21 protein-coding genes are annotated in these 25,342 nt (G+C 57.1%); 5 read left to right on the forward strand and 16 right to left on the reverse strand.

The features are described from left to right. Positions 1-137: 137 nt before the first annotated feature. The 3 genes from fusA to rpsL are packed head-to-tail and all read right to left on the reverse strand — an operon-like array spanning position 138 to position 3,131. Positions 138-2,255, reverse strand: coding sequence for an elongation factor G (gene fusA, locus AC2FIO_RS17610; RefSeq protein ID WP_282120247.1), 2,118 nt, complete (start codon positions 2,253-2,255; stop codon positions 138-140). An 18-nt stretch (positions 2,256-2,273) separates the two neighbouring features. Continuing rightward, on the reverse strand, positions 2,274-2,744 hold the full coding sequence (gene rpsG, locus AC2FIO_RS17615; protein WP_008756926.1) for a 30S ribosomal protein S7: 471 nt from the start codon (positions 2,742-2,744) through the stop codon (positions 2,274-2,276). A gap of 15 nt (positions 2,745-2,759) precedes the next feature. After that, positions 2,760-3,131 carry a 30S ribosomal protein S12 gene (gene rpsL, locus AC2FIO_RS17620; protein WP_005621086.1) on the reverse strand — a complete coding sequence of 124 codons (372 nt, stop codon included), beginning with the start codon at positions 3,129-3,131 and terminating at the stop codon, positions 2,760-2,762. Positions 3,132-3,516: 385 nt separating this feature from the next. Between rpsL and AC2FIO_RS17625 the strand changes: the two genes are divergently transcribed. Further along, positions 3,517-4,323 (forward strand): putative rhamnosyl transferase, encoded by an 807-nt coding sequence (locus AC2FIO_RS17625; protein ID WP_496699525.1) that lies wholly within the window; start codon positions 3,517-3,519, stop codon positions 4,321-4,323. On the opposite strand, the gene AC2FIO_RS17630 is transcribed toward AC2FIO_RS17625, so the two are convergent. From AC2FIO_RS17630 to rplJ, 6 genes are all read right to left on the reverse strand, one after another. After that, positions 4,308-5,177, reverse strand: a complete 870-nt coding sequence (locus tag AC2FIO_RS17630; RefSeq protein WP_496699284.1) for a DMT family transporter — start codon at positions 5,175-5,177, stop codon at positions 4,308-4,310. The two genes, AC2FIO_RS17625 and AC2FIO_RS17630, sit on opposite strands and share 16 nt — an antisense overlap. An 87-nt stretch (positions 5,178-5,264) precedes the next feature. After that, positions 5,265-5,774 carry a macro domain-containing protein gene (locus AC2FIO_RS17635; RefSeq protein ID WP_496699285.1) on the reverse strand — a complete coding sequence of 170 codons (510 nt, stop codon included), beginning with the start codon at positions 5,772-5,774 and terminating at the stop codon, positions 5,265-5,267. Positions 5,775-5,855: 81 nt separating this feature from the next. After that, positions 5,856-10,097, reverse strand: coding sequence for a DNA-directed RNA polymerase subunit beta' (rpoC, locus tag AC2FIO_RS17640; protein ID WP_496699287.1), 4,242 nt, complete (start codon positions 10,095-10,097; stop codon positions 5,856-5,858). A gap of 49 nt (positions 10,098-10,146) precedes the next feature. Then, positions 10,147-14,280, reverse strand: a complete 4,134-nt coding sequence (gene rpoB, locus AC2FIO_RS17645; protein WP_282120251.1) for a DNA-directed RNA polymerase subunit beta — start codon at positions 14,278-14,280, stop codon at positions 10,147-10,149. Positions 14,281-14,532: 252 nt separating this feature from the next. After that, positions 14,533-14,907 (reverse strand): 50S ribosomal protein L7/L12, encoded by a 375-nt coding sequence (gene rplL, locus AC2FIO_RS17650; RefSeq protein ID WP_037314964.1) that lies wholly within the window; start codon positions 14,905-14,907, stop codon positions 14,533-14,535. Between the two features lie 79 nt (positions 14,908-14,986). Beyond that, positions 14,987-15,505 (reverse strand): 50S ribosomal protein L10, encoded by a 519-nt coding sequence (gene rplJ, locus AC2FIO_RS17655; protein ID WP_058272482.1) that lies wholly within the window; start codon positions 15,503-15,505, stop codon positions 14,987-14,989. Between the two features lie 481 nt (positions 15,506-15,986). Between rplJ and AC2FIO_RS17660 the strand changes: the two genes are divergently transcribed. Together AC2FIO_RS17660 and AC2FIO_RS17665 are read left to right on the forward strand one after the other, a co-directional pair. Beyond that, the gene (locus tag AC2FIO_RS17660; protein WP_496699290.1) at positions 15,987-16,961 is read left to right on the forward strand and encodes a phosphotransferase; all 975 of its coding nucleotides are present in this window, start codon (positions 15,987-15,989) and stop codon (positions 16,959-16,961) included. Positions 16,962-17,121: 160 nt separating this feature from the next. Next, the gene (locus AC2FIO_RS17665; protein ID WP_496699292.1) at positions 17,122-18,162 is read left to right on the forward strand and encodes a Hint domain-containing protein; all 1,041 of its coding nucleotides are present in this window, start codon (positions 17,122-17,124) and stop codon (positions 18,160-18,162) included. A gap of 161 nt (positions 18,163-18,323) precedes the next feature. Here AC2FIO_RS17665 and rplA read toward each other — a convergent pair whose 3' ends face one another. Both rplA and rplK read right to left on the reverse strand, forming a co-directional pair. Then, complete coding sequence (gene rplA, locus AC2FIO_RS17670; protein WP_113791693.1) at positions 18,324-19,022, reverse strand: 50S ribosomal protein L1; 699 nt, start codon at positions 19,020-19,022, stop codon at positions 18,324-18,326. A gap of 1 nt (position 19,023) precedes the next feature. Next, entirely contained in the window at positions 19,024-19,473 is a 450-nt protein-coding gene (gene rplK, locus AC2FIO_RS17675) for a 50S ribosomal protein L11 (RefSeq protein ID WP_037314971.1), read from the reverse strand. Between the two features lie 312 nt (positions 19,474-19,785). Here rplK and AC2FIO_RS17680 point away from each other — a divergent pair, with 312 nt between their 5' ends. Both AC2FIO_RS17680 and AC2FIO_RS17685 read left to right on the forward strand, forming a co-directional pair. After that, positions 19,786-20,646, forward strand: a complete 861-nt coding sequence (locus tag AC2FIO_RS17680) for a hypothetical protein (protein ID WP_496699294.1) — start codon at positions 19,786-19,788, stop codon at positions 20,644-20,646. A gap of 26 nt (positions 20,647-20,672) precedes the next feature. Further along, positions 20,673-21,407: a hypothetical protein gene (locus AC2FIO_RS17685; RefSeq protein WP_496699296.1), complete on the forward strand. Its 735-nt coding sequence runs from the start codon at positions 20,673-20,675 to the stop codon at positions 21,405-21,407. Positions 21,408-21,538: 131 nt separating this feature from the next. On the opposite strand, the gene nusG is transcribed toward AC2FIO_RS17685, so the two are convergent. From nusG to AC2FIO_RS17710, 5 genes are all read right to left on the reverse strand, one after another. Then, entirely contained in the window at positions 21,539-22,072 is a 534-nt protein-coding gene (nusG, locus tag AC2FIO_RS17690) for a transcription termination/antitermination protein NusG (RefSeq protein WP_058272488.1), read from the reverse strand. A 200-nt stretch (positions 22,073-22,272) separates the two neighbouring features. Then, positions 22,273-22,470 carry a preprotein translocase subunit SecE gene (gene secE, locus AC2FIO_RS17695; RefSeq protein ID WP_058272489.1) on the reverse strand — a complete coding sequence of 66 codons (198 nt, stop codon included), beginning with the start codon at positions 22,468-22,470 and terminating at the stop codon, positions 22,273-22,275. 68 nt (positions 22,471-22,538) lie between these two features. Beyond that, positions 22,539-22,697 (reverse strand): cbb3-type cytochrome oxidase assembly protein CcoS, encoded by a 159-nt coding sequence (ccoS, locus tag AC2FIO_RS17700; RefSeq protein WP_058272490.1) that lies wholly within the window; start codon positions 22,695-22,697, stop codon positions 22,539-22,541. A 5-nt stretch (positions 22,698-22,702) separates the two neighbouring features. Then, on the reverse strand, positions 22,703-24,880 hold the full coding sequence (locus AC2FIO_RS17705) for a heavy metal translocating P-type ATPase (RefSeq protein ID WP_496699299.1): 2,178 nt from the start codon (positions 24,878-24,880) through the stop codon (positions 22,703-22,705). 3 nt (positions 24,881-24,883) lie between these two features. Continuing rightward, positions 24,884-25,342: a FixH family protein gene (locus AC2FIO_RS17710; RefSeq protein WP_109310753.1), complete on the reverse strand. Its 459-nt coding sequence runs from the start codon at positions 25,340-25,342 to the stop codon at positions 24,884-24,886.

The following is a 25,342-nucleotide window of genomic DNA, read 5'->3' on the forward strand; positions in this document are numbered from 1 at the left end:
GTCTTGCCGTGGTCAACGTGGCCAATCGTGCCGATGTTGACGTGCGGCTTATTACGCTCAAACTTTTCCTTTGCCATGATGGCCTCCTTTTTCGGTAATGAAGGGAGCCCCTGAACAGAGCTCCCTCAAATCTTCGCTTATGCGTATTTCGCCTGGATCTCGTCCGAGATGTTCTGCGGAACCGGATCGTAGTGATCGAACTGCATGGTGAACTGGGCACGGCCCGACGACATCGAACGCAGTGTGTTGATGTAGCCGAACATGTTGGCCAGCGGAACGAACGCGTCGATCGCGATGGCGTTGCCACGGTTTTCCTGACCGGAAACCTGTCCCCGACGTGATGTCAGGTCGCCGATGATGCCGCCGGTGTATTCTTCCGGGGTGATCACTTCGACCTTCATGATCGGCTCAAGCAGTTTTGCACCGGCTTTGCGCATGCCTTCACGCATACCCATACGAGCCGCGATTTCAAACGCCAGAACCGAGGAGTCCACGTCGTGGTATTTACCTTCGATCAGGGCAACTTTGAAGTCGATCACGGGGAAGCCAGCCAATGGGCCGCTATCCATGACGGATCTGATGCCTTTTTCGACACCAGGGATGTACTCCTTGGGTACCGAACCACCAACAACGCGGGATTCGAACGAATAGCCTTCGCCCGGCTCTGTCGGCGAGATGATCATCTTCACCTCAGCGAACTGACCCGAACCACCCGACTGTTTCTTGTGGGTGTAAACGATCTCGGCTTCGTGACCGATGGTTTCGCGATAGGCTACCTGCGGCGCACCAATGTTCGCTTCAACCTTGAATTCACGCTTGAGACGGTCAATCAGGATGTCCAGGTGAAGTTCGCCCATGCCCTTCATGATGGTCTGACCAGATTCCAGGTCAGTTTCCACGCGGAAGGACGGGTCTTCTGCAGCCAAACGGCCCAGACCCTGGCTCATCTTTTCCTGGTCAGCCTTGGTTTTCGGCTCAACCGCGATTTCGATCACCGGATCGGGGAAGGTCATCGTTTCCAGAACCACCGGATCGCCGGTCGAACACAGAGTATCGCCCGTGGTGGTGTCTTTCAGACCTGCCAGTGCGATAATGTCACCTGCGAATGCTTCCGTGATTTCCTCACGATCATTCGAGTGCATCATCATCATCCGGCCGATACGCTCTTTCTTACCCTTGGTCGAGTTCAGAAGCGTGTCGCCTTTGGCCAGTGTACCCGAGTAGATGCGGGTAAAGGTCAGCGAGCCAACAAAGGGGTCGTTCATGATTTTGAACGCCAGGCCCGAGAACGCCATGTCATCATCCGCACGGCGGGCAATGTTACGGGTTTCTTCTTCGTCACCGGGTTTGAAGCCCATGTAATCGACAACGTCCAGCGGGCTGGGCAGATAGTCGATCACAGCATTCAACAGCGGCTGAACGCCTTTGTTCTTGAACGCCGAACCACCCAGAACCGGAACAAACGCGATTTCCAGGGTACCTTTGCGCAGCAGGGCGCGCAGGGTCGGAACGTCGGGCTCATTGCCTTCCAGGTATTCCATCATCGCGTCGTCGTCCATTTCGACGGCCGCTTCGACCATTTTACCGCGCCATTCGTCAGCCATGTCTTTCAGGCTGTCACGGATCGGTGCTTTGACCCAGCTTGCGCCCAGGTCTTCGCCCTGCCACAGCCATTCTTCCATGGTGACCAGGTCGATCAGGCCTTCCAGCTCGGTTTCTGCGCCGATCGGAATACCAACCGGAACAGCACGTGCGCCGGTACGGTCTTCGATCATTGCAACGCAGTTGAAGAAGTCCGCGCCGATCTTGTCCATCTTGTTGACGAACACCATACGCGGAACCTTGTAGCGGTCAGCCTGACGCCACACGGTTTCGGTCTGGGGCTCAACACCGGCGTTTGCGTCCAGAACGCAAACGGCACCGTCGAGTACCGCCAGCGAACGCTCAACTTCAATGGTGAAGTCAACGTGGCCGGGGGTGTCGATGATGTTCAGGCGGTGCTTGGGCGAGTCAGCAGTTTCACCGTCTTCGGTGCGTTCCCAAAACGTGGTGGTCGCAGCCGAAGTGATGGTGATACCGCGTTCCTGCTCCTGCTCCATCCAGTCCATGGTGGCTGCACCATCGTGCACCTCACCGATGTTGTGGGATTTGCCGGTGTAATACAGGATGCGTTCCGAACAGGTCGTTTTACCTGCATCGATATGCGCCATAATACCGAAGTTACGGTAATGGTTGAGTGTATATTCGCGTGCCATTTTGATAAGCCTCTGGAATTACCAACGGTAGTGGCTGAAGGCTTTGTTCGCCTCGGCCATCTTGTGGGTGTCTTCGCGCTTTTTCACGGCAGTACCGCGGGACTGTACGGCGTCCAGCAGTTCGCCCGCAAGGCGCTCTTCCATGGTGTTTTCGTTACGGCCACGCGCAGCAGTGATCAGCCAGCGGATGGCCAGTGCTTCGCGGCGCTCGGGGCGCACTTCGACCGGAACCTGATAGGTTGCACCACCAACCCGGCGCGAGCGAACCTCGACCGACGGTTTGATGTTGTCGAGCGCTTCGTGGAACACTTCGACAGGAGCGCGCTTGATCTTGCCTTCAACGCGGTCAAAAGCGTTGTAAACGATGCGCTCTGCGACCGACTTCTTGCCGTCGATCATCAGGTTGTTCATGAATTTGGTCAGTACCTTGTCGCCAAATTTGGCGTCAGGCAGGACTTCGCGTTTTTCGGCGGCGTGACGACGTGACATATCAGCCTCTCCTTCTTACTTGGGACGCTTCGCGCCGTATTTCGAACGACGTTGCTTACGGTCTTTGACGCCCTGGGTATCCAGAACACCACGCAGGATGTGGTAACGGACACCGGGAAGGTCTTTTACACGGCCGCCACGGATCAGAACAACCGAGTGTTCCTGCAGGTTGTGGCTTTCACCGGGGATGTACGAGATGACCTCGAACCCGTTGGTCAGGCGCACTTTGGCAACCTTACGCATAGCCGAGTTCGGCTTTTTCGGTGTGGTCGTATACACACGAGTGCAGACGCCGCGTTTCTGCGGGCACTGCTCCAGGTGCATGGACTTCGAGCGTTTTACTTTGGGCTGACGCGGCTTGCGGATCAGCTGTTGAATAGTTGGCATTCCGGTTTCTTCCCCGTTTTGCAACACACATGACATGCACGCGCATTGCGTGCGGCTAAACTTGCTGCGTTCGTGCGTCCACAAGCGCAAAACCCGCGAGCGTTCCCATTCCGAGGTGAACGTCGCGGTTTGTTATCAGAGGGCGCGAACGATAAAAGTGTCCGGGCCTTGACCAGTTCATTACTGGAATCGGTTGTGGGGCGGCCCCCGGCACCGAGATGACGCGCGTATATGGGGAGTCGGCCCGAGTGTCAACAGCACATACCCGACAAGCCGATTGACGGCGTTTTACCAAGACTTAGCTGCAGCTTCCAGTGCTACTCGCCCGTTGCCGGCAATTGCGGATTTCTGCATAGTGGCCGCGAAACTTTTCGATGGACGAAACATGCAAGTCATTGGCCTGTGCCGCTTTTCCTACCCCGCGATCGGCGGTTTTCAGGTAGAACACGAAACTGTCGAAAAGCGTCGTCAATACCTGTATAACCCAGAGCGGCTGGAAGAACGGTTTCGACTGTTCGAAACCACCACCCTGCCCGGTTTTCGGGAACAGACAGACGAGGACTTTGAGCTGGCGGTGCTAGTCGGTGAATGCCTTCCCAAAAAGTCCATGGACCGGCTGTATGATCTCACCTCGGGCATCAGGCAGATCCGCATCGTCAAGCGCACACCAGCTCGGCATCGCCCTGTCGTCAAAGAGGTTCTGCACAGCGCCCGCACCGCCCCGGATCAGCCATGTCTCCAGTTCCGGCATGATGACGATGATGCCGTCTCGGTCGACTTTGTCGAACGCCTGCGCCTTGCGGCGATTGACGCCAAAGGACTGACCCGGAAAAGCCGGACGGTCGGGCTGGATTTCAACAGCGGGTTTCTGGCGCGGTTTGGACCGGATGGCACGCAAGCCCTCCCAGTGTTCCGATCCCTTTTGGGCGTTGGGTTGGGGATGTATATTGCCGGCGGCTGCAAACACACGATCATGAGTTTCACGCACCATAAGATCGGTCGTTTCATGCCCGTGATCAGCTATCCCGACGCGCCCATGTGGGTGCGTACGCTGAACAACTTCAACGACTCCCCCCATGCCCGCGCCAGCAAGACCGAGCTGTCCCCACTGACACCGGAACAAGAAGGCGAGTTCATTGCGCGATTTGCCATTGAACAGGACAGGGTGCGGCGGGCTCACTCGGCAGGTTGAGACTGACGTTCCCGGAACAGCGTGAAAAGCCCCGCACCCACGACCAGAACAGCGCCCAACATCGTGATCGTATCGGGCCAATCGCCAAAAATGATCCAACCCAGCCCCAAAGCCCAGATCAGGCTGGAATAACGGAACGGCGCGATAAAACCGACGTCGCCTTCGCGCATGACCATGACGCTGCAAAGATATCCGGTCAGAACAAAGACTGCAGCTGAGGCCACCATTATCCCTGCACCCAGTGTAACCGGCTCCCACCCTGTGACTGCAGTTGCGATCCCTGCGGCCACTGTAATGGAAACCGACGTCGCCAATGTGACCGTCAAGGACGGAACATGGGTGGACATACGCCTTGTAATCAGGTCGCGCGCGGTGACGGATGCCACGGCAATCAGAGCGTAGATCGCGTAAATACTGAACCCATCAGGCCCCGGCCGTACGATCAGCAACATTCCAGCAAATCCCATCCCGATCGCTAGAATGCGGCGCCAGCCGATATGTTCACCAAAGAACAAAACAGCCCCCAATGTCACCGTAAGTGGCAACGCCTGAAGAACGGCCGTTACATTTGCAAGCGGCATATGCAAAAGCGCTGTCAGAAAGAAGAATGTGGCCGACAACTCGGCCAGGCAGCGTGCAGCAACAAGCCATTTGTCGTGGCGCGGAAAGTTCAGGTGCAGTGCCCCAAGGTGACGCGCCATCAGAAACACCAATAACGTCGCCAAGAGTCCACGCATCGCAACCATCTGAAACAGCGGCAAGTCTGCCCCCGCAACTTTGATCAAAGCATCATTCACGGTAAAGGCGGCCATGCTGCCCATCATCAGCACCGCGCCCTTCACATTCGGGGTCATAGTGGCGGATTCCAATACTTTAAAGAAACTTGGCCCATTGGCCGTAAGCCCGTGAACGATGTCAATATGCAACGTCAGGCCTGCTGATCAGCCAGGCAATATCACCAACGTGTGGTCCATACCCGCAAGAGCTACGTCAATGAGCGGCGCGATCTCTGCCCAATTGCCACCGGCCAGACCTGCACCTATCATCGGATAGCCGATCCGCGATGCGGGGAATGCGCGTGCAATCTTCGAAAAACAACCCGAGATCGCCTCATATTCCACAAGCGGCCCCGGCCCCTCCCAATGAAACTGGGTATAGGCATTAACCACTACAAATTCGGTCGTGCCCCGCGTGATCTGGACCGAAGAAATCGTTCCGAGTTTTGATCGGGACCCAAGGTCCGTCTGCTTGTCGGCCTCAAGCGCATCAGGGAATTCCGCCACAATCGCCCGTGCTATCCCGGCCCCCATCGCATGGAAGCAATTGCAACCGTGAACGATGACATCAAACTCACCGTTCAGTGCAAGCTGTATCAAATCACCCTTGATTGTAGGCATCATGCATCCCTTGGTCAGTGGGTCGCTGTCTTCGAGACTATTCAGTTGTATCACGATTGGGCGAAAGCGCACCAAGGGCAAAGGAAAAGGCCCCGCGAAATCGCAGGGCCTTTCCTTATTTCTATGATGAGAAAGTTACTCGCGGCTTTCCGGTGTTTCCACCAGAACGTCCAGCTCGTCACCGACCATGTCGTCATCCATGACCGGCGCAGCCAAGGCAGCGGCCGCTTCGGCCTCTTCCCGGCGGGCTTCGATCACGACGTTGTCGCGGCCTTGCGCAACCTGGCGCACGGCCTGAGTGGCCCCACCGGTACCGGCTGGGATCAGACGGCCGACGATGACGTTCTCTTTCAGGCCAACCAGTTTGTCCTTCTTGCCCTGAACCGAAGCTTCGGTCAGCACGCGGGTGGTTTCCTGGAACGACGCCGCCGAGATGAACGAACGTGTCTGCAGCGAGGCTTTGGTGATCCCCAGAAGGATCGGTTCGCCCTGAGCTGGACGCCCGCCGCGGGCCAACGTCTTCTCGTTGGCTGCGTCGAACTCCTGCTTGTCGACATGTTCGCCTTTCAGCAGAGTGGTGTCGCCTGAGTCCAGGATCTCCCACTTCTGCAGCATCTGACGCACGATGACTTCGATGTGCTTGTCGTTGATTTTCACACCTTGCAGGCGATAGACGTCTTGCACCTCGTCGATCATGTAATCCGCCAGCGCTTCGACACCCATGATGGACAGGATGTCATGCGGAGCCGGGTTACCGTCCATCAGGTATTCACCCTTCTGGATGAAGTCCCCTTCGGCGACCGGGATGTGCTTGCCCTTGGGTACCATGTACTCGATGGTCTCCATGGACTCGTCAGCCGGTTCGATGCTGATACGGCGCTTGTTCTTGTAGTCGCGGCCAAAGCGCACGTAACCATCGGCTTCTGCGATGATCGCGTGATCTTTCGGACGACGGGCTTCGAACAGTTCGGCCACACGTGGCAGACCACCGGTGATGTCCTTGGTCTTGGCGCCTTCACGCGGGATACGCGCAACGACTTCACCAGCCTCGATTTTATCACCGTCTTCGATCGACAGGATCGCATCCACCGACATCGGATAGTGAACCGGGTTGCCCGCATCATTGCGGACCGGCTCGCCATCGTCACCAACCAGAATGATCTCGGGCTTCAGGTCGCTACCTTTGGGGGCGGCGCGCCAGTCGATCACGATCTTCTGGGTCATGCCGGTTGCATCGTCGGTCTCATCGCGGACAGCAATGCCCGAAACAAGGTCGACATACTTCGCGGTACCGGCTTTCTCGGCGATGATCGGCAGGGTGTAGGGATCCCACTCGTACAGCTTGTCGCCACGAGCCACCTTGGCGCCATCCTTGACGAACAGCTTAGAGCCATAGCCCAGCTTGTGGCTGGCACGTTCTTCACCGTGTTCGTCCTTGATCACCAGCTTCATGTTCCGGCCCATGACCAGGATTTCGCCTGCGGAATTGGCCAGAACCTGCGGGTTCTCGAACGAAACCACACCGTCTTGGCTGGCTTCTTGGAATGACTGCTGACCACCTTGGGCAACACCGCCGATGTGGAAGGTCCGCATCGTCAGCTGTGTACCAGGTTCACCGATGGACTGGGCGGCGATGATGCCGACAGCCTCACCCGTGTTGACCCGCGTACCACGTGCAAGGTCACGACCATAGCAGGTGGCACATACACCTTCCTCGGACTCACAAGTCAGAGGCGAGCGGATGCGCATCGAAGCAACACCGGCCTCGTCAATGGTGTCGGCCATGCGTTCGTCAATCAGCTGACCCGCAGCGACCAGAACCTCTTCCGTACCCGGACGCAGAACGTCATCGGCAGAAACACGACCCAGCACACGTTCGGCCAGCGATGCAACAACCTCACCATCGTTGACCGCAGCTTCGGCGGTGATCGCACGTTCAGTACCACAGTCGATCTCACGAACGATGCAGTCCTGCGCCACGTCCACCAGACGACGGGTCAGGTAACCCGAGTTCGCCGTCTTCAGAGCGGTATCCGACAGACCCTTACGGGCACCGTGGGTCGAGTTGAAGTACTCGAGAACGGTCAGACCTTCTTTAAAGTTCGAGATAATCGGCGTCTCGATGATGTCACCGTTCGGCTTGGCCATCAGACCACGCATACCGCCCAGCTGTTTCATCTGAGTAACCGAGCCACGCGCACCCGAGTGGGCCATCATGTAGACCGAGTTTGGTTCTTGTTCGGAACCATCCTCTGCCCGATCCGAAGACGAGATCGTGCCCATCATCGCATCGGTGACGCGGTCGTTACACTTCGACCAGGCATCGACAACTTTGTTGTACTTTTCGCCCTGCGTGATCAGACCGTCCATGTACTGTTGTTCAAAGTCTTTTACCTGACTGCGGGTCTCATCAACGATGCCCCATTTGTCATCAGGGATGACCATGTCGTCCTTACCGAACGAGATGCCCGCCTTGAACGCTTCTTTGAAGCCCATCGACATGATCTGGTCACAGAAGATAACCGACTCTTTCTGACCGCAGTAGCGGTAGACGGTGTCGATCACCTGCTGCACTTCTTTCTTCCGCAGCAGACGGTTAACCAGCTCGAACGGGGCCTTGTTGTTCATCGGCAGCAAGGCACCCAGACGCAGACGGCCCGGAGTAGTCTCGAAACGCTTCTGAACTTCGTTGCCTTCGTCGTCGATCTGCGTGATCCGCGCGGTGATCTTGGTGTGCAGGTGCACTTCGCCGGAATCCAGCGCGTGCTGAACTTCGTCGATCGAACCAAACACCTTACCTTCGCCCGGCATGCCTTCGCGTTCCAGGGTCACATAGTACAGACCCAGGATCATATCCTGCGACGGAACGATGATCGGCGCACCGTTTGCAGGCGACAGAACGTTGTTCGTCGACATCATCAGAACACGGGCTTCCAGCTGGGCCTCAAGGCTCAGCGGGACGTGCACAGCCATCTGGTCACCGTCGAAGTCGGCGTTAAACGCCGAACAGACCAGCGGGTGCAGCTGGATGGCTTTACCTTCGATCAGAACCGGCTCAAACGCCTGAATGCCCAAACGGTGCAGCGTCGGCGCACGGTTCAGCATGACAGGGTGTTCGCGGATCACCTCGTCTAGGATATCCCACACTTCGGGACGCTCTTTCTCGACCAGTTTCTTCGCCTGCTTCACGGTCGAAGACAGACCCTTGGCTTCAAGGCGCGAGTAGATGAACGGCTTGAACAGCTCCAGCGCCATCTTCTTGGGCAGACCACACTGGTGCAGCTTGAGTTCCGGACCGGTCACGATGACCGAACGGCCCGAGAAGTCGACGCGCTTACCCAAAAGGTTCTGACGGAAGCGACCCTGCTTACCTTTCAGCATGTCCGACAGCGATTTCAGCGGACGCTTGTTGGCACCGGTAATCACGCGCCCACGACGGCCATTGTCGAACAGAGCGTCCACGGATTCCTGCAACATCCGCTTTTCGTTGCGGACGATGATGTCAGGTGCGCGCAGTTCGATCAGACGCTTCAGACGGTTGTTCCGGTTGATGACGCGGCGATACAGATCGTTCAGATCCGAAGTCGCGAAACGGCCACCATCCAGCGGAACCAGCGGACGCAGTTCCGGCGGAATGACCGGGATCACGGTCATCACCATCCACTCAGGCCGGTTGCCCGACTCGAGGAAAGATTCAACAACCTTCAGACGTTTGATGATCTTCTTGGGCTTCAGTTCACCAGTTGCTTCGGCCAGATCAGCGCGCAGCTGCTCGGCTTCGGCTTCCAGATCGATCTGAGCCAGCATTTCACGGATAGCTTCCGCACCGATGTTCGCCGTGAACGCGTCCATGCCATAGGCATCCTGCGCGTCCATGTACTCTTCTTCGGTCAGCATCTGGCCATAAGACAGGTCGGTCAGACCGGGCTCGATGACGACATAGTTTTCAAAGTACAGAACACGTTCCAGATCGCGCAGCGTCATGTCCAACATCAGACCGATGCGGGACGGCAGCGATTTCAGGAACCAGATGTGCGCAACGGGTGCTGCCAGTTCGATGTGGCCCATACGCTCGCGGCGGACTTTCTGCAGGGTGACTTCCACACCGCATTTCTCGCAGACAACGCCGCGATACTTCATCCGCTTATATTTGCCGCACAGACATTCGTAATCTTTGATCGGGCCAAAGATACGCGCGCAGAACAGACCGTCACGCTCGGGCTTGAACGTCCGGTAGTTGATGGTTTCGGGTTTCTTGATCTCGCCATAGGACCAAGACAGAATCCGCTCGGGCGACGCCAGGGAGACTTTGATCTCGTCAAAGACTTTCGGCGGCGTCAGCGGGTTGAACGGGTTATTGGTGATTTCCTGGTTCATTTTGCGTCCTTACAAATTGGGATGGGATGAGTGTGGGGCGTTGCCGCCCCTACTCTTCCTCCGCATCCAGGAGTTCCATATTCAGGCCGAGGCCACGGACTTCTTTAACCAGAACGTTGAACGATTCCGGTACGCCCGCTTCAAAGTTATCCTCGCCCTTGACGATCGACTCATAGACCTTGGTCCGACCGGCGACGTCATCCGATTTCACGGTGAGCATCTCCTGCAGGGTGTAGGCGGCGCCGTAAGCTTCCAGAGCCCAGACTTCCATCTCACCAAAGCGCTGACCACCGAACTGCGCCTTACCACCCAGCGGCTGCTGGGTTACCAGGCTGTACGGCCCGGTCGAACGCGCGTGGATTTTGTCATCCACAAGGTGGTGCAGTTTCAGCAGGTACTTGATGCCAACGGTGACCGGACGCGCGAATTGCTCACCGGTACGACCGTCGAACAGAACCGACTGACCGCTTTCCGAGAAGCCCGCACGCACCAGCGCGTCGTTGACGTCAGCCTCTTTGGCACCGTCAAAGACCGGGGTCGCGATCGGAACACCACGGGTCACGTTGCCCGCCGCCTCGATCAGGTGACCTTCGTCCATGCCGGCAATGCCTTCTTCATAGACATTCTCGCCATAGGCCAGCTTCATCGCTTCGCGAACCGGGGTCAGGTCGCCGGAACGGCGGTATTCACCCAGTGCCTCGTCGATGTTCAAACCCAAACCGCGTGCGGCCCAACCCATGTGGGTTTCAAGGATCTGACCAACGTTCATACGCGAAGGCACACCCAGTGGGTTCAGACAGAAATCAACCGGCGTACCATCGGCCAAGAACGGCATGTCTTCCATCGGAACAACTTTGGAGATCACACCTTTGTTCCCGTGACGGCCGGCCATCTTGTCGCCCGGCTGCAGCTTACGCTTCACGGCGATGAAGACTTTGACCATCTTCATCACACCCGGCGGCAGATCGTCACCACGACGGACTTTTTCGACCTTGTCTTCGAAACGGGCATCCAGAGCGCGCTTGAGCACTTCGTACTGCTCGTTCAGAGCCTCTACGATCTGCGCGTCCTTCTCGTCTTCCAACGCCAGCTGCCACCACTGACCACGGGTCAGCATGTCCAGCAGTTCCTCGGTGATCACCGATCCTGCCTTGACGCCTTTCGGGCCTTTGACAGCGGTTTTACCCAGGATCAGACCCTGCAGACGCGCATAGATGTTGCGGTCAAGGATCGCCAGCTCGTCATCCCGGTCACGGGCCAGACGTTCGACTTCCTCACGCTCGATCTGCAGCGCACGTTCGTCTTTTTCCACACCGTGACGGTTGAAGACGCGGACTTCCACGACCGTACCGTAATCACCCGGCTTCACGCGCAACGAGGTATCGCGCACGTCAGATGCTTTTTCACCAAAGATGGCGCGCAGCAGCTTTTCTTCCGGGGTCATCGGGCTTTCGCCCTTCGGAGTGATCTTGCCAACCAGAATATCGCCCGGCTCAACATCCGCACCGATGTAAACGATGCCAGCCTCGTCGAGGTTACGCAGCGCTTCTTCACCGACGTTCGGGATGTCGCGGGTGATCTCTTCCGGGCCCAGCTTCGTGTCACGGGCAGCGACTTCGAATTCCTCGATATGGACCGAGGTAAAGACGTCATCACGCGCAATACGTTCGCTGATCAGGATCGAGTCTTCGTAGTTGTAGCCATTCCACGGCATGAACGCGACGACCACGTTCTTACCCAGTGCCAGTTCACCGATATCGGTGGACGGACCATCGGCGACAACCTCGCCTTTCGTGACAGTGTCACCCACTTTCACCAGCGGACGCTGGTTGATGCAGGTGTTCTGGTTCGAACGCTGGAATTTGCGCAGACGGTAGATGTCCACACCCGCGTCGCCCAGTTCCAGATCTTCGGTAGCACGAATAACGATACGCTGGGCATCGACCTGGTCGATGATACCGGCACGTTTCGCCTGAATCGCAGCGCCCGAGTCGATGGCAACCTTTTCCTCGATACCGGTGCCGACCAGCGGCGCCTCGGCCCGCAGCAGCGGAACCGCCTGACGTTGCATGTTCGAGCCCATCAGAGCGCGGTTGGCGTCGTCATTTTCAAGGAACGGGATCAGCGATGCAGCAACCGATACCAACTGTTTCGGGCTGACGTCGATCAGGTCCACATTCTCGCGCGGGGCAAGGGTGTAGTCGCCGGACTGACGGGTCGAAACCAGATCGTTGATGAACTTGCCATCTGCATCCAGTGTCGCGTTCGCCTGCGCCACAGTGTGACGCATTTCTTCGGTCGCGGACATGTAGTGAACCTCATCGGTCACCTCGGCGTCTTTGACGACGCGGTACGGTGTTTCGATGAAGCCATACTTGTTAACGCGGGCAAAGGTGGCCAGCGAGTTGATCAGACCAATGTTCGGACCTTCAGGCGTTTCAATCGGGCACATCCGACCATAGTGGGTCGGGTGCACGTCACGCACCTCAAAGCCCGCACGCTCGCGCGTCAGACCACCGGGGCCAAGCGCCGAAAGGCGGCGTTTGTGGGTCACTTCCGACAGCGGGTTGGTCTGGTCCATGAACTGCGACAGCTGCGACGAGCCGAAGAATTCGCGAACAGCAGCAGCAGCCGGTTTCGCGTTGATCAGGTCCTGCGGCATGACAGTGTCGATCTCGACCGACGACATACGCTCTTTGATCGCGCGCTCCATGCGCAACAGGCCGACGCGGTACTGGTTTTCCATCAGTTCGCCGACCGAACGGACACGACGGTTACCAAGGTGGTCGATATCGTCGATGTCACCTTTGCCGTCGCGCAGTTCGACCAGCGCCTTGATGCAGGCCACGATGTCTTCGCGGCGCAGGGTGCGCAGGGTATCCGGCGCATCTAGAGCTAGACGCATGTTCATCTTCACGCGGCCAACGGCGGACAGGTCATAGCGCTCGCTGTCGAAGAACAACGTGTCGAACAGGGCCGAGGCCGCTTCGACGGTGGGCGGTTCACCCGGACGCATAACACGGTAGATATCCATCAGCGCGGTGTCCCGGCCCATGTTCTTATCTGCCGCCATGGTGTTGCGCATGTACGGACCGACGTTGATGTTGTCGATGTCCAGAACCGGAATCTCGGTGACGCCGGCATCGACCAGCTCTTTGACTGTGCCGCCGATCAGTTCGCCGTCCTTGTCATATTCCAGCGTCAGCTCATCACCGGCTTCGACATAGATCGCACCGGTTTCTTCGTTGATGACGTCTTTGGCGACGAATTTTCCAACGATGTGGTCGAATGGAACCAGCAGGTTGGTGACAGTGCCTTCGTCGATCAGTTTCTTGACAGCGCGCGGTGTGACCTTCTTGCCTGCTTCAGCAATCACTTCACCCGATTTCGCATCAATCAAATCATAAGTCGGACGGGTACCGCGCACACGTTCCGGGAAGAACGGAGCGATCCAACCCTTCTTCTTGTCCAGCTTATAGGACACGGTGTCGTAGTACGCATCCATGATCGCTTCCTGATCCAGACCCAACGCATACAGCAGGGTGGTCACAGGCAATTTGCGGCGACGGTCGATACGGGCGAACACGATGTCCTTGGCGTCGAACTCAAAGTCCAGCCAGCTGCCGCGATACGGGATGATGCGGCAAGCAAAGAGCAGTTTACCCGAAGAGTGGGTCTTGCCCTTGTCGTGGTCAAAGAACACGCCGGGCGAACGGTGCATCTGGGACACGATCACACGCTCGGTGCCGTTCACGATGAACGTACCGTTGGGCGTCATCAGGGGCATGTCGCCCATGAATACGTCCTGTTCTTTGATGTCTTTGACGGATTTGGCGCCGGTGTCCTCGTCGACATCGAACACGATCAGACGCAAAGTGACCTTCAGCGGAGCGCTGTAGGTCATGTCGCGCTGCATGCACTCTTCGACGTCATATTTGGGTTTTTCCAGATCGTATTTCACGAACTCCAGAACGGAGGTTTCGTTGAAATCCTTGATCGGGAAGACCGATTGGAACACGCCTTTGATGCCTTCGCCGTCTGTGGGCACATCTGCATCGCCGGAGCGCAGGAATAGATCATAAGAGGATTTCTGGACCTCAATGAGGTTCGGCATCTCCAGCACTTCGCGGATTTTGCCGTAATATTTACGAAGACGTTTCTGGCCAAGGAACGTTTGAGCCATGTCAGATGTCACCTTTCGATGTTCTCAGCGGACAAAGACACCGTCGGGCCCCGGTGCCTTGCACATTAGAGACGACACGCCCGGATCAATTCGTGGCCACCGTCCCGAATGGCAGCCTCCCGATCCGCGAACCGCGTCTTAGAAAACACCCCAATATTCAGAGGCCCTTTCTAAGACAGGTTCGGCTGGACCCGGATTTCTCCGGATCCAGCCAAATTCTGCGGCACATCAGCGATGCACCTGTCGAATGGCTTAGGCCAGCTCGACTTCGGCGCCAGCTGCTTCCAGCTTGCCTTTGACTTCTTCGGCTTCGTCTTTCGACACGCCTTCTTTGATCTTGCCGCCAGCTTCGACCAGTTCTTTGGCTTCTTTCAGGCCCAGACCGGTGATGCCGCGAACTTCTTTGATCACGTTGATTTTCGAAGCGCCGGCGTTCTTCAGAACGACGTCGAATTCGGTTTTTTCTTCCTCAGCTGCGCCACCGGCGTCGCCACCGGCTGCCATGACAACTGCGCCGCCTGCTGCGGGCTCGATGCCATATTCGTCTTTGAGGATGGTTTTCAGTTCTTGTGCTTCCAGCAGGGTCAGACCCACGATGCTTTCTGCGAGTGCTTTCAGATCAGCCATTTTATCAGCTCTTTCCGTTTACAGTGTGTGTTCCAACGTCAGGGTGGTTACCCTACGCAGATCATTCAGTGCCAACCGCTTACGCAGCTTCCGCCTTCTCTTCGATGGTGGAAAGGATGCTTGCGATGTTGCTTGCAGGTGCGCCAATTGCGCCAGCGATGTTCGAAGCAGGTGCGCCAAGCATGCCCGCGATAGTAGCAATAAGCTCCTCGCGCGAAGGCATTTTCGACACGGCTTCGACGCCGGCACGATCCAGAGCGTTCTCACCCATTGCACCGCCAAGAATTTCGAACTTTTGGTTCTCTTTGGCGTAGTCCTGGGCCACTTTGGCTGCTGCCACAGGGTCCTCGGAATAGGTCAGAACGGTCATACCCGTCAGCAGGTCGGCAATGCTTTCACATGGCTTTCCGTCGAGGGCGATTTTGGCGAGCCTGTTCTTGGCAACACGCACGGAGCCACCCGCGTCACGAGCACGTGCGCGAAGGTCCTGCATCTCGGCAACTGTCAGACCGGCGTAGTGCGAAACCACTACGACGCCAGAGCTTTCGAAGATTTGGCCGAGTTCCTCGACCACTTTCTCTTTCTGGGCTCTATCCACAGTTCTCTCCAAGTTTGGGGCGATATCTCACCCCGGCTCATATTAGCCGCAGCTTTCGCTCCGGCGTTCAGGTCCGTTGTTACGGGATTGGCCAAAATGCGCCCGAGGGTTGGACCCCCCAGAATTCTTTGGTCTTACCCGTCTCAGGCAGGGAATTAAGGGGCCGTATGGCACCACCCACCGTCTTGGACGAAACAAAATAAAGCGCACGACGAATCGCACGCTTTACTTCGTAGCCTTACTTAGGGCAGATGGGGCCGGTTTCCAAGGGGTAAATTGCGGTTTCCGCAGGTTCGCTACAGCATCTGTCGAAAACGATTTCCACCCCGTTTGGGGCTTGGCGTGCACATAGGCGCGGATTTGCGCAGCACAACGCGCAAACGCCAAATCAAGCAGCTCCAAGCATCGACTTTCCGTTGACACGGACATCGCACTGTTATCCTGTCCGGAGACTGGACAATAGCACTCAGGACTTGGCCCGTTGGCTGGAACGCTGCCCCTTTCAGACGAAGAAAATGCCCGCGTCGCCTTGTATATCGACGAGTTTTCAAACCAGTTCCTGAAAGTGCCCATCCGCCGCTATGAATGCATCTACCGATCGCATGCGTTCGACGACACGCGATCCGTCGTGATCCTGCATACCGCAGCGCAGGCCTTCGCCCTTAAGATCGACACGCAATCGCCAGACACCGGGCGATTGCGGAACGAATATGACCTGCTCGTCGAACTGTACCGATTTTTTGAGGGCAATGAGACTTCGCGCGTTGTCCGGCCCGTTTACCTCTCGCCAGGTGGCGCTTTTCTGGTGACCGAATACATCAATCGGCCAACCGCCGTTGATCTGATCTACAACAGCAAAGACGATGATCAGGTCGCCCAGGTGTACCGTCGCGCGGGGTCGTGGCTGAACGATCTCCACAGTCGCAACCCGCCTGTTCGATACGCCTTTCGCCCCAGGTGGATGACAGACAGCTTGAAAGAGCTGATGACGGCCGTACCTAATAAAATCGCGAACCAAAACCGGACGATGGTGAACCTGATGCTGTCCGAAGGGACCCGCCTGAAGGGCACCGAGGACCTGCGCGTGTTTTCACATGGCGACTATCACGGGCAGAACCTGATTGTGGGACAGGGGAAAACGATCGGCCTGGATTTCACCGAAGCCCGAGACAAGCTGGCAGTCTACGATATTGTCGATTTTCTGAAGGCGGATATTTTTCGGAATGGCGGCGCATCCGGTGTCGACCGAAGCGGTATCCTTAAAAGAAACAAAGATATGTTCTTTCGCCTTTACCGACATCCTGTCAATGTTGAAATCTTGGATTATTGTCTCCGCGGACGGCTTTTGAAAGACTGGTTGGCCTTGTGGCGAAACGACCACGAATGCAGCGAATTCGAAAGAGACAAGCGGCAAAGACTGGGCGATCGCCTGCAAGTCGCGTTCCAGCACCGTTGAGCTGGATGGATGGCCAGCGTAAATGACGAGATTGTGAGCGACATCGCGCAAATCTTAGTTGACCGAACCATCCCAAGAAACGTTATCCCAAACCATAACCCACGCGGCGATTGTCAGTTTAGGCCGACAATAACCGCAACACAGAAGGTAAGTCGCTTACATGGTTCTCCGCAGTTTTTTTGCTCAGGACAGCTCCAGCCTGGTCGCTACATTCGTCCCGGATACAGCTGACGCGAACGATATCGTGGTCGGAGGCTCGATCATCAACAATTCGGACACACCGGATGGCACCATCTTTACCTACTCGGGCGGCACCGGTACCACCATCACACTGGAGGACACTGCTGGCAGCCCTGACGTTTTCGACGATGACCTGCCAGCTGGCCACGTCATCACCGGTGGTGGCGGCATAGTGACAAACGGCATGCAGGTAGAATCTGAGTCAATTATCACGGTGCGAGCCCTGGATGACGATCTCAACCCGACCGGGCCAGAAATCACCATCTATGTGTTTTCCCAAGGTGGCGTGACGCAGGACGTTTGGGGCTATGCTACATCTGCCCCGCTAGATACCGGAACGTCGTATGTCAAAACCGGTGGTTCGAATGCCGGGTCGTCGGCTTATGCTGACTATGTTACCTGCTTTGGGCCGGGAACCCTTATCGAGACTGCCGACGGTATCGTTGAGGTTCAAGACCTCGCAAAAGGTCAACGCGTCTGGACACGGGACAGCGGATTTCAACCGATCCTCTGGATCGGAACGACCGTGGTTCATGGCCATGGGTCATTTGCTCCGGTGGTAATCGAGGCCGGCGCTATCGGGAACACCAAAGAGCTGGTAGTTTCGCAACAGCATCGAATTCTGATCGGCTCACCCGCCACTTACATGCTTTTTGGATCATCCGAAGTGTTCGTGGCCGCCAAGCACCTGTGTGGCCTTCCGGGGGTTTCGATCCGCCCGACGGATCGCATCACCTACACCCACTTCATGTTCGACCGACACCACATTGTCCGGTCCAACGGCGCGCTGACAGAAAGCTACTATTTCGGCGAAAATGCAAAATACGCGCTGTCGTCCCCGCAACGGTCGGAAATCCTGGCGCTATTCCCGTCGATCGAAGATGTCAGCGATGCGTTTCGACGCACCGCTGCCCCAACAATAAGCGCGCGTGAGGCCGATGTATTGCGCGCATATATCTAAGCCGTAGAGATCAGACGCGCGCAGTCTTAAACCACCGCTTCCGCCTGGCACAGGCCACTTGAATGCGGCCTTCACGCGGACAGTCTGATCATCTTTAAGTAAAAAAATCCCGGGCGGTTCGCACCACCCGGGATTTCATCTTCGCGGTATTGCAATTGTGCTTATTCGCCCGATGCCGCAGCAACATCCAGAGTCACGCCAGGGCCCATGGTCGAGCTCAGCGCGATTTTCTTCATGTAGGTGCCCTTGGCGCCTGTCGGCTTGGCCTTGGCCACGGCCGAGATAAAGGCGCGGACGTTTTCGACCAGCTTGGCTTCGTCGAAGGACGCTTTGCCAACACCAGCGTGCACAACGCCGCCTTTTTCTGCCTTAAACTGAACTTCACCGCCCTTGGCTGCTTCCACGGCCGCTTTCACGTCCATGGTCACGGTGCCAACCTTGGGGTTCGGCATCAGGTTACGGGGGCCCAGAACTTTACCCAGACGACCGACGATCGGCATCATGTCCGGGGTGGCAATGCAGCGATCGAATTCGATGGTGCCGCCCTGGATGGTTTCCATCAGGTCTTCTGCGCCAATGATATCCGCGCCTGCTTCTTTTGCTTCGTCAGCCTTGGGGCCACGGGCGAATACAGCAACGCGCATGGTTTTGCCGGTGCCATTGGGCAGGCCGACAACGCCACGAACCATCTGGTCTGCGTGACGGGTGTCAACACCCAGGTTCAGAGCGATCTCGACGGTTTCGTCAAACTTCGAAGTTGCGTGGGCTTTAACCAGTGCAACCGCTTCTTCCACCGACAGATCTGTCTTGCCAGCGAAAGCTTCGCGCGCGGTGCGCGTACGTTTACCGAGTTTTGCCATCTTACTTCACCTCGATGCCCATAGAGCGGGCCGAGCCCAGGATGATCTGCATTGCGCCTTCGACGTCGTTGGCGTTCAGATCTTTCATTTTGGCTTCGGCGATTTCGCGAACCTGCTTCGAGGTCACGGTTGCCACGGTCTCACGACCTGGGTTTTCCGCGCCACGGGGACGGTTACGCTTGCCAACCGGCTTCAGACCAGCCGCTTTTTTCAGGTAGTAAGACGCGGGCGGCGTCTTGATGTCCATGGTGAAGGACTTGTCCTGATAATAGGTAATCACGGTCGGGCAAGGAGCGCCTTGCTCCATGTCTGCGGTCTTGGCGTTGAACGCCTTGCAGAATTCCATGATGTTGATGCCGCGCTGACCCAGCGCCGGACCAACTGGCGGCGACGGGTTCGCCTGACCTGCAGGAACCTGCAGTTTCATTGTACCAGCAAGCTTCTTGGCCATTTGGTTTTCCTTTCAACGTAGGCAAGACGCGTCCCACCCGGTTTATGTTGCGTGGTCCGATCCGGGATCGCGATCCCAGCAACCTCCCACGAGAGAATCTCGCCCGAAGACGATAGAGGCGGCATTTATAGGGGAATGGTGGGGTTGGCAAGTAGCTCGCGCCTTATTTCCAAAAGGCGCGTTTGTGTCCTGGACGAGCCCCTATGACAGTTGAAAACAGCAAAACAAAATAAATAAATTGAATACATAAGTTGCTTAAGAAACGCAGGCGGGTATCTTGGTACGGCTTGGACACAGAAGAGGTGGTCAGGGATGGCATCATCTCGACTGAACAAGGGGCTATTGGTCTGCATTCTTTCTGCTATGCTGCCGGGCTGCGGTAGCAAAGCGCAGGATCAGGGTACAGAGCCGAAGGCGGTCACCCAAACCGACGGGTCCAACAGTTCTTCTTCATACTCTTCGGCGGGAATTGATCCCGCCACCTATGCCGGTCAGTTTCAGATCAAATTGACTAAAGAAGTCCCGCTGCGTGAAATTCCGGTTCCGTTCACTGTCTATGGTGGCCTCGAAGAAGCCAGCCCAACCCGTTTGCAACTGCGCGCATTCATGGATTTGCGCGGATTGCAGGAAAAAGCGCCTCAAATACTGACCGGTCCTTTGGAAGAAAGCTGCAAACGCCAGATCTATCTTGAGGTTCGCGACGTCACCGCCATAGACGACACCATAAAGATCGAGGGTTCAGCCCGTGCACAGTTTACGAGATGTAACCGCCATGAAGAACCGGGCTTTCGGTATTTTGGGGCCACGGTAGACGCGGTCGCGGTCGCCAAGGCCGAGGTGAAGGGCCAATGCCTGGCTTTCAGTATCGAAGGCGTCGATCTAAACCCGCGCGGTTTTCTTGGCGCTGTCTCCAATCTTTTCGGACTGACCAACCGCATCAACGAAGCCGTCCTCGAAAAAGGCGGGGAATTTTTGGCTGCGCACCCGGTCTGCCCGCCATTGCCCCCTGAGTTCACACTACTCGACCCGATTTACGAGTCCGGAGGCACTCGGGAAATTGCGCCTGGCGGGATGGGTGCTGCCATTGTCGGATCTGCCGATGTCAGCGCTGAGACAATTGTCGAAGTCCTTGGAGGACTTAAGGAGCTTGGCGTATTGGAGTTTGCTGAATGAGACTTTGGTTAATTTTTCCAGTCTTAATGGCAGTTGTTCTGGGAGCCCGAGCACCCAACGCGCAACAGGTAGATTTTGTCATCGACGCAACGCTGCCAGTTCGTGATACGGAATTGCCATATACGCTTGACCTGAACCTCTCCGCTGTTGCCCCTACCCGGATCGGGGTGGGTGCTCTTCTTGATCTGCGCGAAGTACAGAAAACTGTACCTGATCGACTGGCTGAAAACGCGATAGTCGACAATTGCGGCCTGCAAGTCCGACTGGATGAATTCAGCTTTAAAGCCCAAGACGACGCGATAGATCTGGATGGGCAAGTGACCATCACGATCTTTGAATGCAGCCGAACCAGTGAGCGCGACTTTCAGCGGGGTGAACAAAAAAATGCTGTCCACGCAAACATGTCCACTGAAGCGACCGTAAAATTGCGGGACAACTGTGCCTATTTTGAACTTATCGACCTCGTACTCACGGCTCCCGAAGCGCAGCGCGAAAAACTCCTTGAGGACGATACTCTCGAGTCCGTCAAGAAGCTGATGCTGGCCGCCGTAGACCTTGTTTTGAACGAAACCCCTTTGTGTCCGGTCCTGCCGGCAGAGCTCGCGTCTCTTGATCCGGTTTATGACACTGGCGGCCCGCGAGAGATCGGAGAGGGGGGACTTGGTGTATTCTTGGACGGCTCGGTGGATGTCAGCCCGTCGACAATTCTGGACATCCTAACAGTTCTACAACAACAAGAACTAATTCCCGGTCCGCCCTAGCTGCAAAGCTCTTTCATTCCGGTCGGTATCTTCTGCCTTTCGTCCGCGAACCTAAATAGCTGATGCCACAAAAGCAAAAACGCCGCGTTGCTCCAAGCATCGCGGCGCTCCAAAATTCGCTGACGTGGATTTTAGCCCTGCTTCGTAACCTGCGTAAAGTCCAGCTCGACCGGGGTTTCGCGACCAAAGATCGAAACCGAGACTTTCAGCTTCTGGGCTTCGTCGTCCACACCTTCGACCATACCGTCGAAATCTTCGAACGGACCGTCGTTAACCTTGACCTTCTCGCCCACTTCGAACGAGATCATCAGTTTCGGTGCGTCTTCACCTTCCTGAACACGGTTGAGGATCTGGTTCACCTCGGCGTCGCGCATCGGCATCGGGCGCCCCTGCGGGCCCAGGAAGCCGGTGACCCGGTTGATCGAGTTGACCAAGTGATAGCCCTGATCCGACATTTCCATATGCACCAACACGTAGCCGGGCATAAAGCGGCGTTCGGTTGTGACCTTCTTTCCCCGGCGCACTTCGATCACCTCTTCGGTGGGCACCAGTACTTCGTCGATATCGTCCTCAAGGCCTTGCTCAGCCACGGACGTGCGGATCTGCTCTGCGATCTTCTTTTCGAAGTTCGAAAGAACGCTGACCGAGTACCACCGTTTCGCCATGAACCTGTCGTCCTTGTTTGCCTTCGGTGCGTTCGGAATGCCGCAAGCACCGTCATTGAAATTCTGTCACGTCACCCGGAATAAAAAGCGGCGCACAGCCCGAATCGCCGCACGCCCATTCCGAATAGTACTGTGTCAACTACTCTGACATCCCGCGCTGTGCAAGGGGGCTGTGGCGTTTCCGCCCGGCCCAATCCGGTTTAACCGAATGCGCCCAGGATCAGTTGAAGACCGCCGCGAATACCCAGATCGACCAGCGCAAAGAACACGGCGGTCAGTGCCGCCATGATGAACACCATGACCGTGGTCAGCAGAACCTCACGACGCGTGGGCCAGACGACCTTTGCGACTTCGGCGCGGACTTGCTGAATGAACTGGATCGGATTCATTGTTGCCATTTGGCTTGGTTCTCTCTGCTAGCGGATGGGCCGGACATAACCGGGCATTGCGGCAATTTCAAGAGTGGTCAGGACTTGGGTTTGTCATCCCATTCATCGCTGAGGATACGCCGCGCGTCACCTTCGGGATCATCATACTGGTTCGACCGCACCGTGTAGATAAACGCCACAAGGCCAACCCCGCCCAAAAACAGGGAAATCGGTATGAGATAGGCCAGAACTTCCATATCAACTACCTCAGGCGCAGGGCATTCAGGGACACGGTAATGGACGAGGTCGACATCGCCAATGCCGCGATCAGCGGCGTGGCGAACCCGGCCACGGCCAAGGGTACCGCTATAATATTGTAAACCGTAGCGATGCGAAAGTTCTCACGAATCCTTTTGGTCGCCTTGACCGCCGTGTCACAGGCGTCTGCAATCGGCGACAGATCGTTGCCCAGCAATACGATATCCGACGCCACCCGCGCCGCGTCCAGCGCAGAAGCGGGCGAGATTGACACATGCGCCGCTGCAAGCGCCGCCGTATCGTTCAACCCGTCACCAACCATCAGCACATGGTGACCCCGATCGCTGAGGTCTTGCACATGGGCGGCCTTGTCCTGAGGCAGCGCCTCGGCAATCCATGTTTCAATCCCAAGCTTGTCTGCCAGCGTTTGAACCGCGCCTCGTGTATCACCCGAGATGAGAACGACGCTCTTTCCGCCGTCACGGAACGCCTGCACAGCCTCAGCCGCGCCTGGACGCAGCGAATCCGAGAACAGAAACGGAACCGGTGACTGTCCCGTGACCGCCAACCTGGCTGCCGTCTGATCACCCTCGGTCGCGCCGGTCCAACCGGCGCGACCAAGGCGCACGGGCTGACCACGGTAGGTTCCTTCGGTGCCATACCCCGGAACCTCGACCACATCCTCAAGGCTGGCAGGCTTGATCCCGGCATTTCTTGCGGACTTGGCAAGCGACACCGACAACGGATGCGAAGACGCCTCGGCCAGCGCCAGTGCAATCTCAAGATCCGCGCGGGAATGATCCTCAAGATTGGTCAATTCCGGAGTGCCGGATGTAAGTGTGCCGGTTTTATCAAAAACGACCGTATCGACCTCAGCCAGACGTTCCAATGCTGTAGAATGTTTGATTAGCATCCCCTTGCGGAACAGTCGCCCCGAGGCCGCCGTCGTCACCGCAGGCACGGCAAGCCCCAGCGCACAGGGGCAGGTGATGATCAGAACCGCCGCAGCGATGTTCAGCGCGGTTCGGATATCGCCGGAATAGATGTACCACCCAAGGAAACTGAGCGCGGACAGAATATGCACCCCCGGCGCGTATAACTTGGCCGCCTTGTCAGCCAACGACGTATAGCGCGATCGACCGGATTCAGCGATGGCCACCAGATCCGCCATACGGTGCAGCGAGGTATCCTCACCGACCGCTGTGGTCCGGATCGTCAGCGGGCCGGTCAGATTAACCTCACCCGCGCTGACGGCGAGACCGGCTTCGGCAAAGACCGGGAGGGTCTCGCCCGTCAACAATGACCGGTCGAGCTCCGACTTGCCCGATACAATCTCACCATCCACAGGCATACGCCCGCCGGGCCGAACTAGAATCAGATCACCAACCGCGAGGCTTGCGACGGACACCTCTTCTTCGGCCCCATAAACTAAGCGAATGGCACGCGGCACTTCCAGGGCCGTCAGTTCTTCGGCTGCTGATCGCGCTGCGGCGCGGGTGCGGTAGTCCAGATATCGGCCCGCGAGCAGGAAGAAAGTCAGCGTCAGTGCGGCGTCGAAATACGCATGCTCTCCGCTGAGCGCGGTTTCCCACAGCGACGTCATGAGCGCCAACAGAATGGCCAGCACAATCGGCACATCCATGTTCAATCGTTTGACGCGCAGCGCACTCCAGGCGTTGGCAAAGAAGGGCTGCGCGGAAAAGGCAATCGCTGGCAGAGCAATGGCCGCTGAAATCCAGTGAAACAGGTCCCGCGTCGCATCCGTAGCCCCTGACCAGACCGACACAGACAACAGCATCACGTTCATCGACGCGAAACCAGCCACCGCCAATCGCATCAGCAGATCACGCCCGGCCTTGTCGGATTGGGTTGCCGACAAAGCGCCCGGGTCCAGCTCATGCGCCTCGTACCCGGCGCGCTCCAAAACGGGGATCAGGTCAGCAGCGTGTGTCTCAGCGGCTGCTTTGACCATTGCACGCTTGAGCGTCAGATTGACCCGCGCGTCCTCGACACCCGGATGGGCGTTCAGCGCGCGTTCAACGTTCGCAATACAGGCCGAGCAGTGAATGCCGGGCAGGGATAGGGCAATCTGCACATCTTCAGGAACGGGGCGCGCTGGTTCCGCCGGTGCTGCGATGCAACCGGGGCATGCCGCCGTACCTGAGCTGAGCTGAGCGGTCATCCCCTACCCTTTCACATACAACGGAACCCGCTGCGCAAATTCGGCACCGCTGTTGTCTTTGGCCACCAGACGGATGTTCCAGTTTCCCTTGCCCAGCGCTGCGGGCGTGGAATAGGCGGTCCCGTCAAAAGTGAAATCCGGGGTGAAATCCTCTTTCACATGTGTCGCCCGGCCAACAACTGCCTGCAACTCGGCCACCTGGACCGGCGCGCCGGTTTGGTCGGTGATGTGCAGGATCAAAAGACCGCCATTGGTCTCAGCCCGGATTTCCCAACCCAAGGCCTGTTGCACCTTCAGGCGCTCGTTGAACTCCTGACTGGCGACGTAAGAGTTTTTGACCTCGAGCCCGGGAAAGGTTTTGACAGCTTTGTAGGCCAGCACGAGATTCACGGAAATGATCACCCCGAAAGCAGCGACAAAGATCGCTAGAAAGTGCTTTCCGGTAAATTGACGCTCGGCCAT

Source organism: Ruegeria sp. CDSB086 (genome assembly GCF_059611065.1).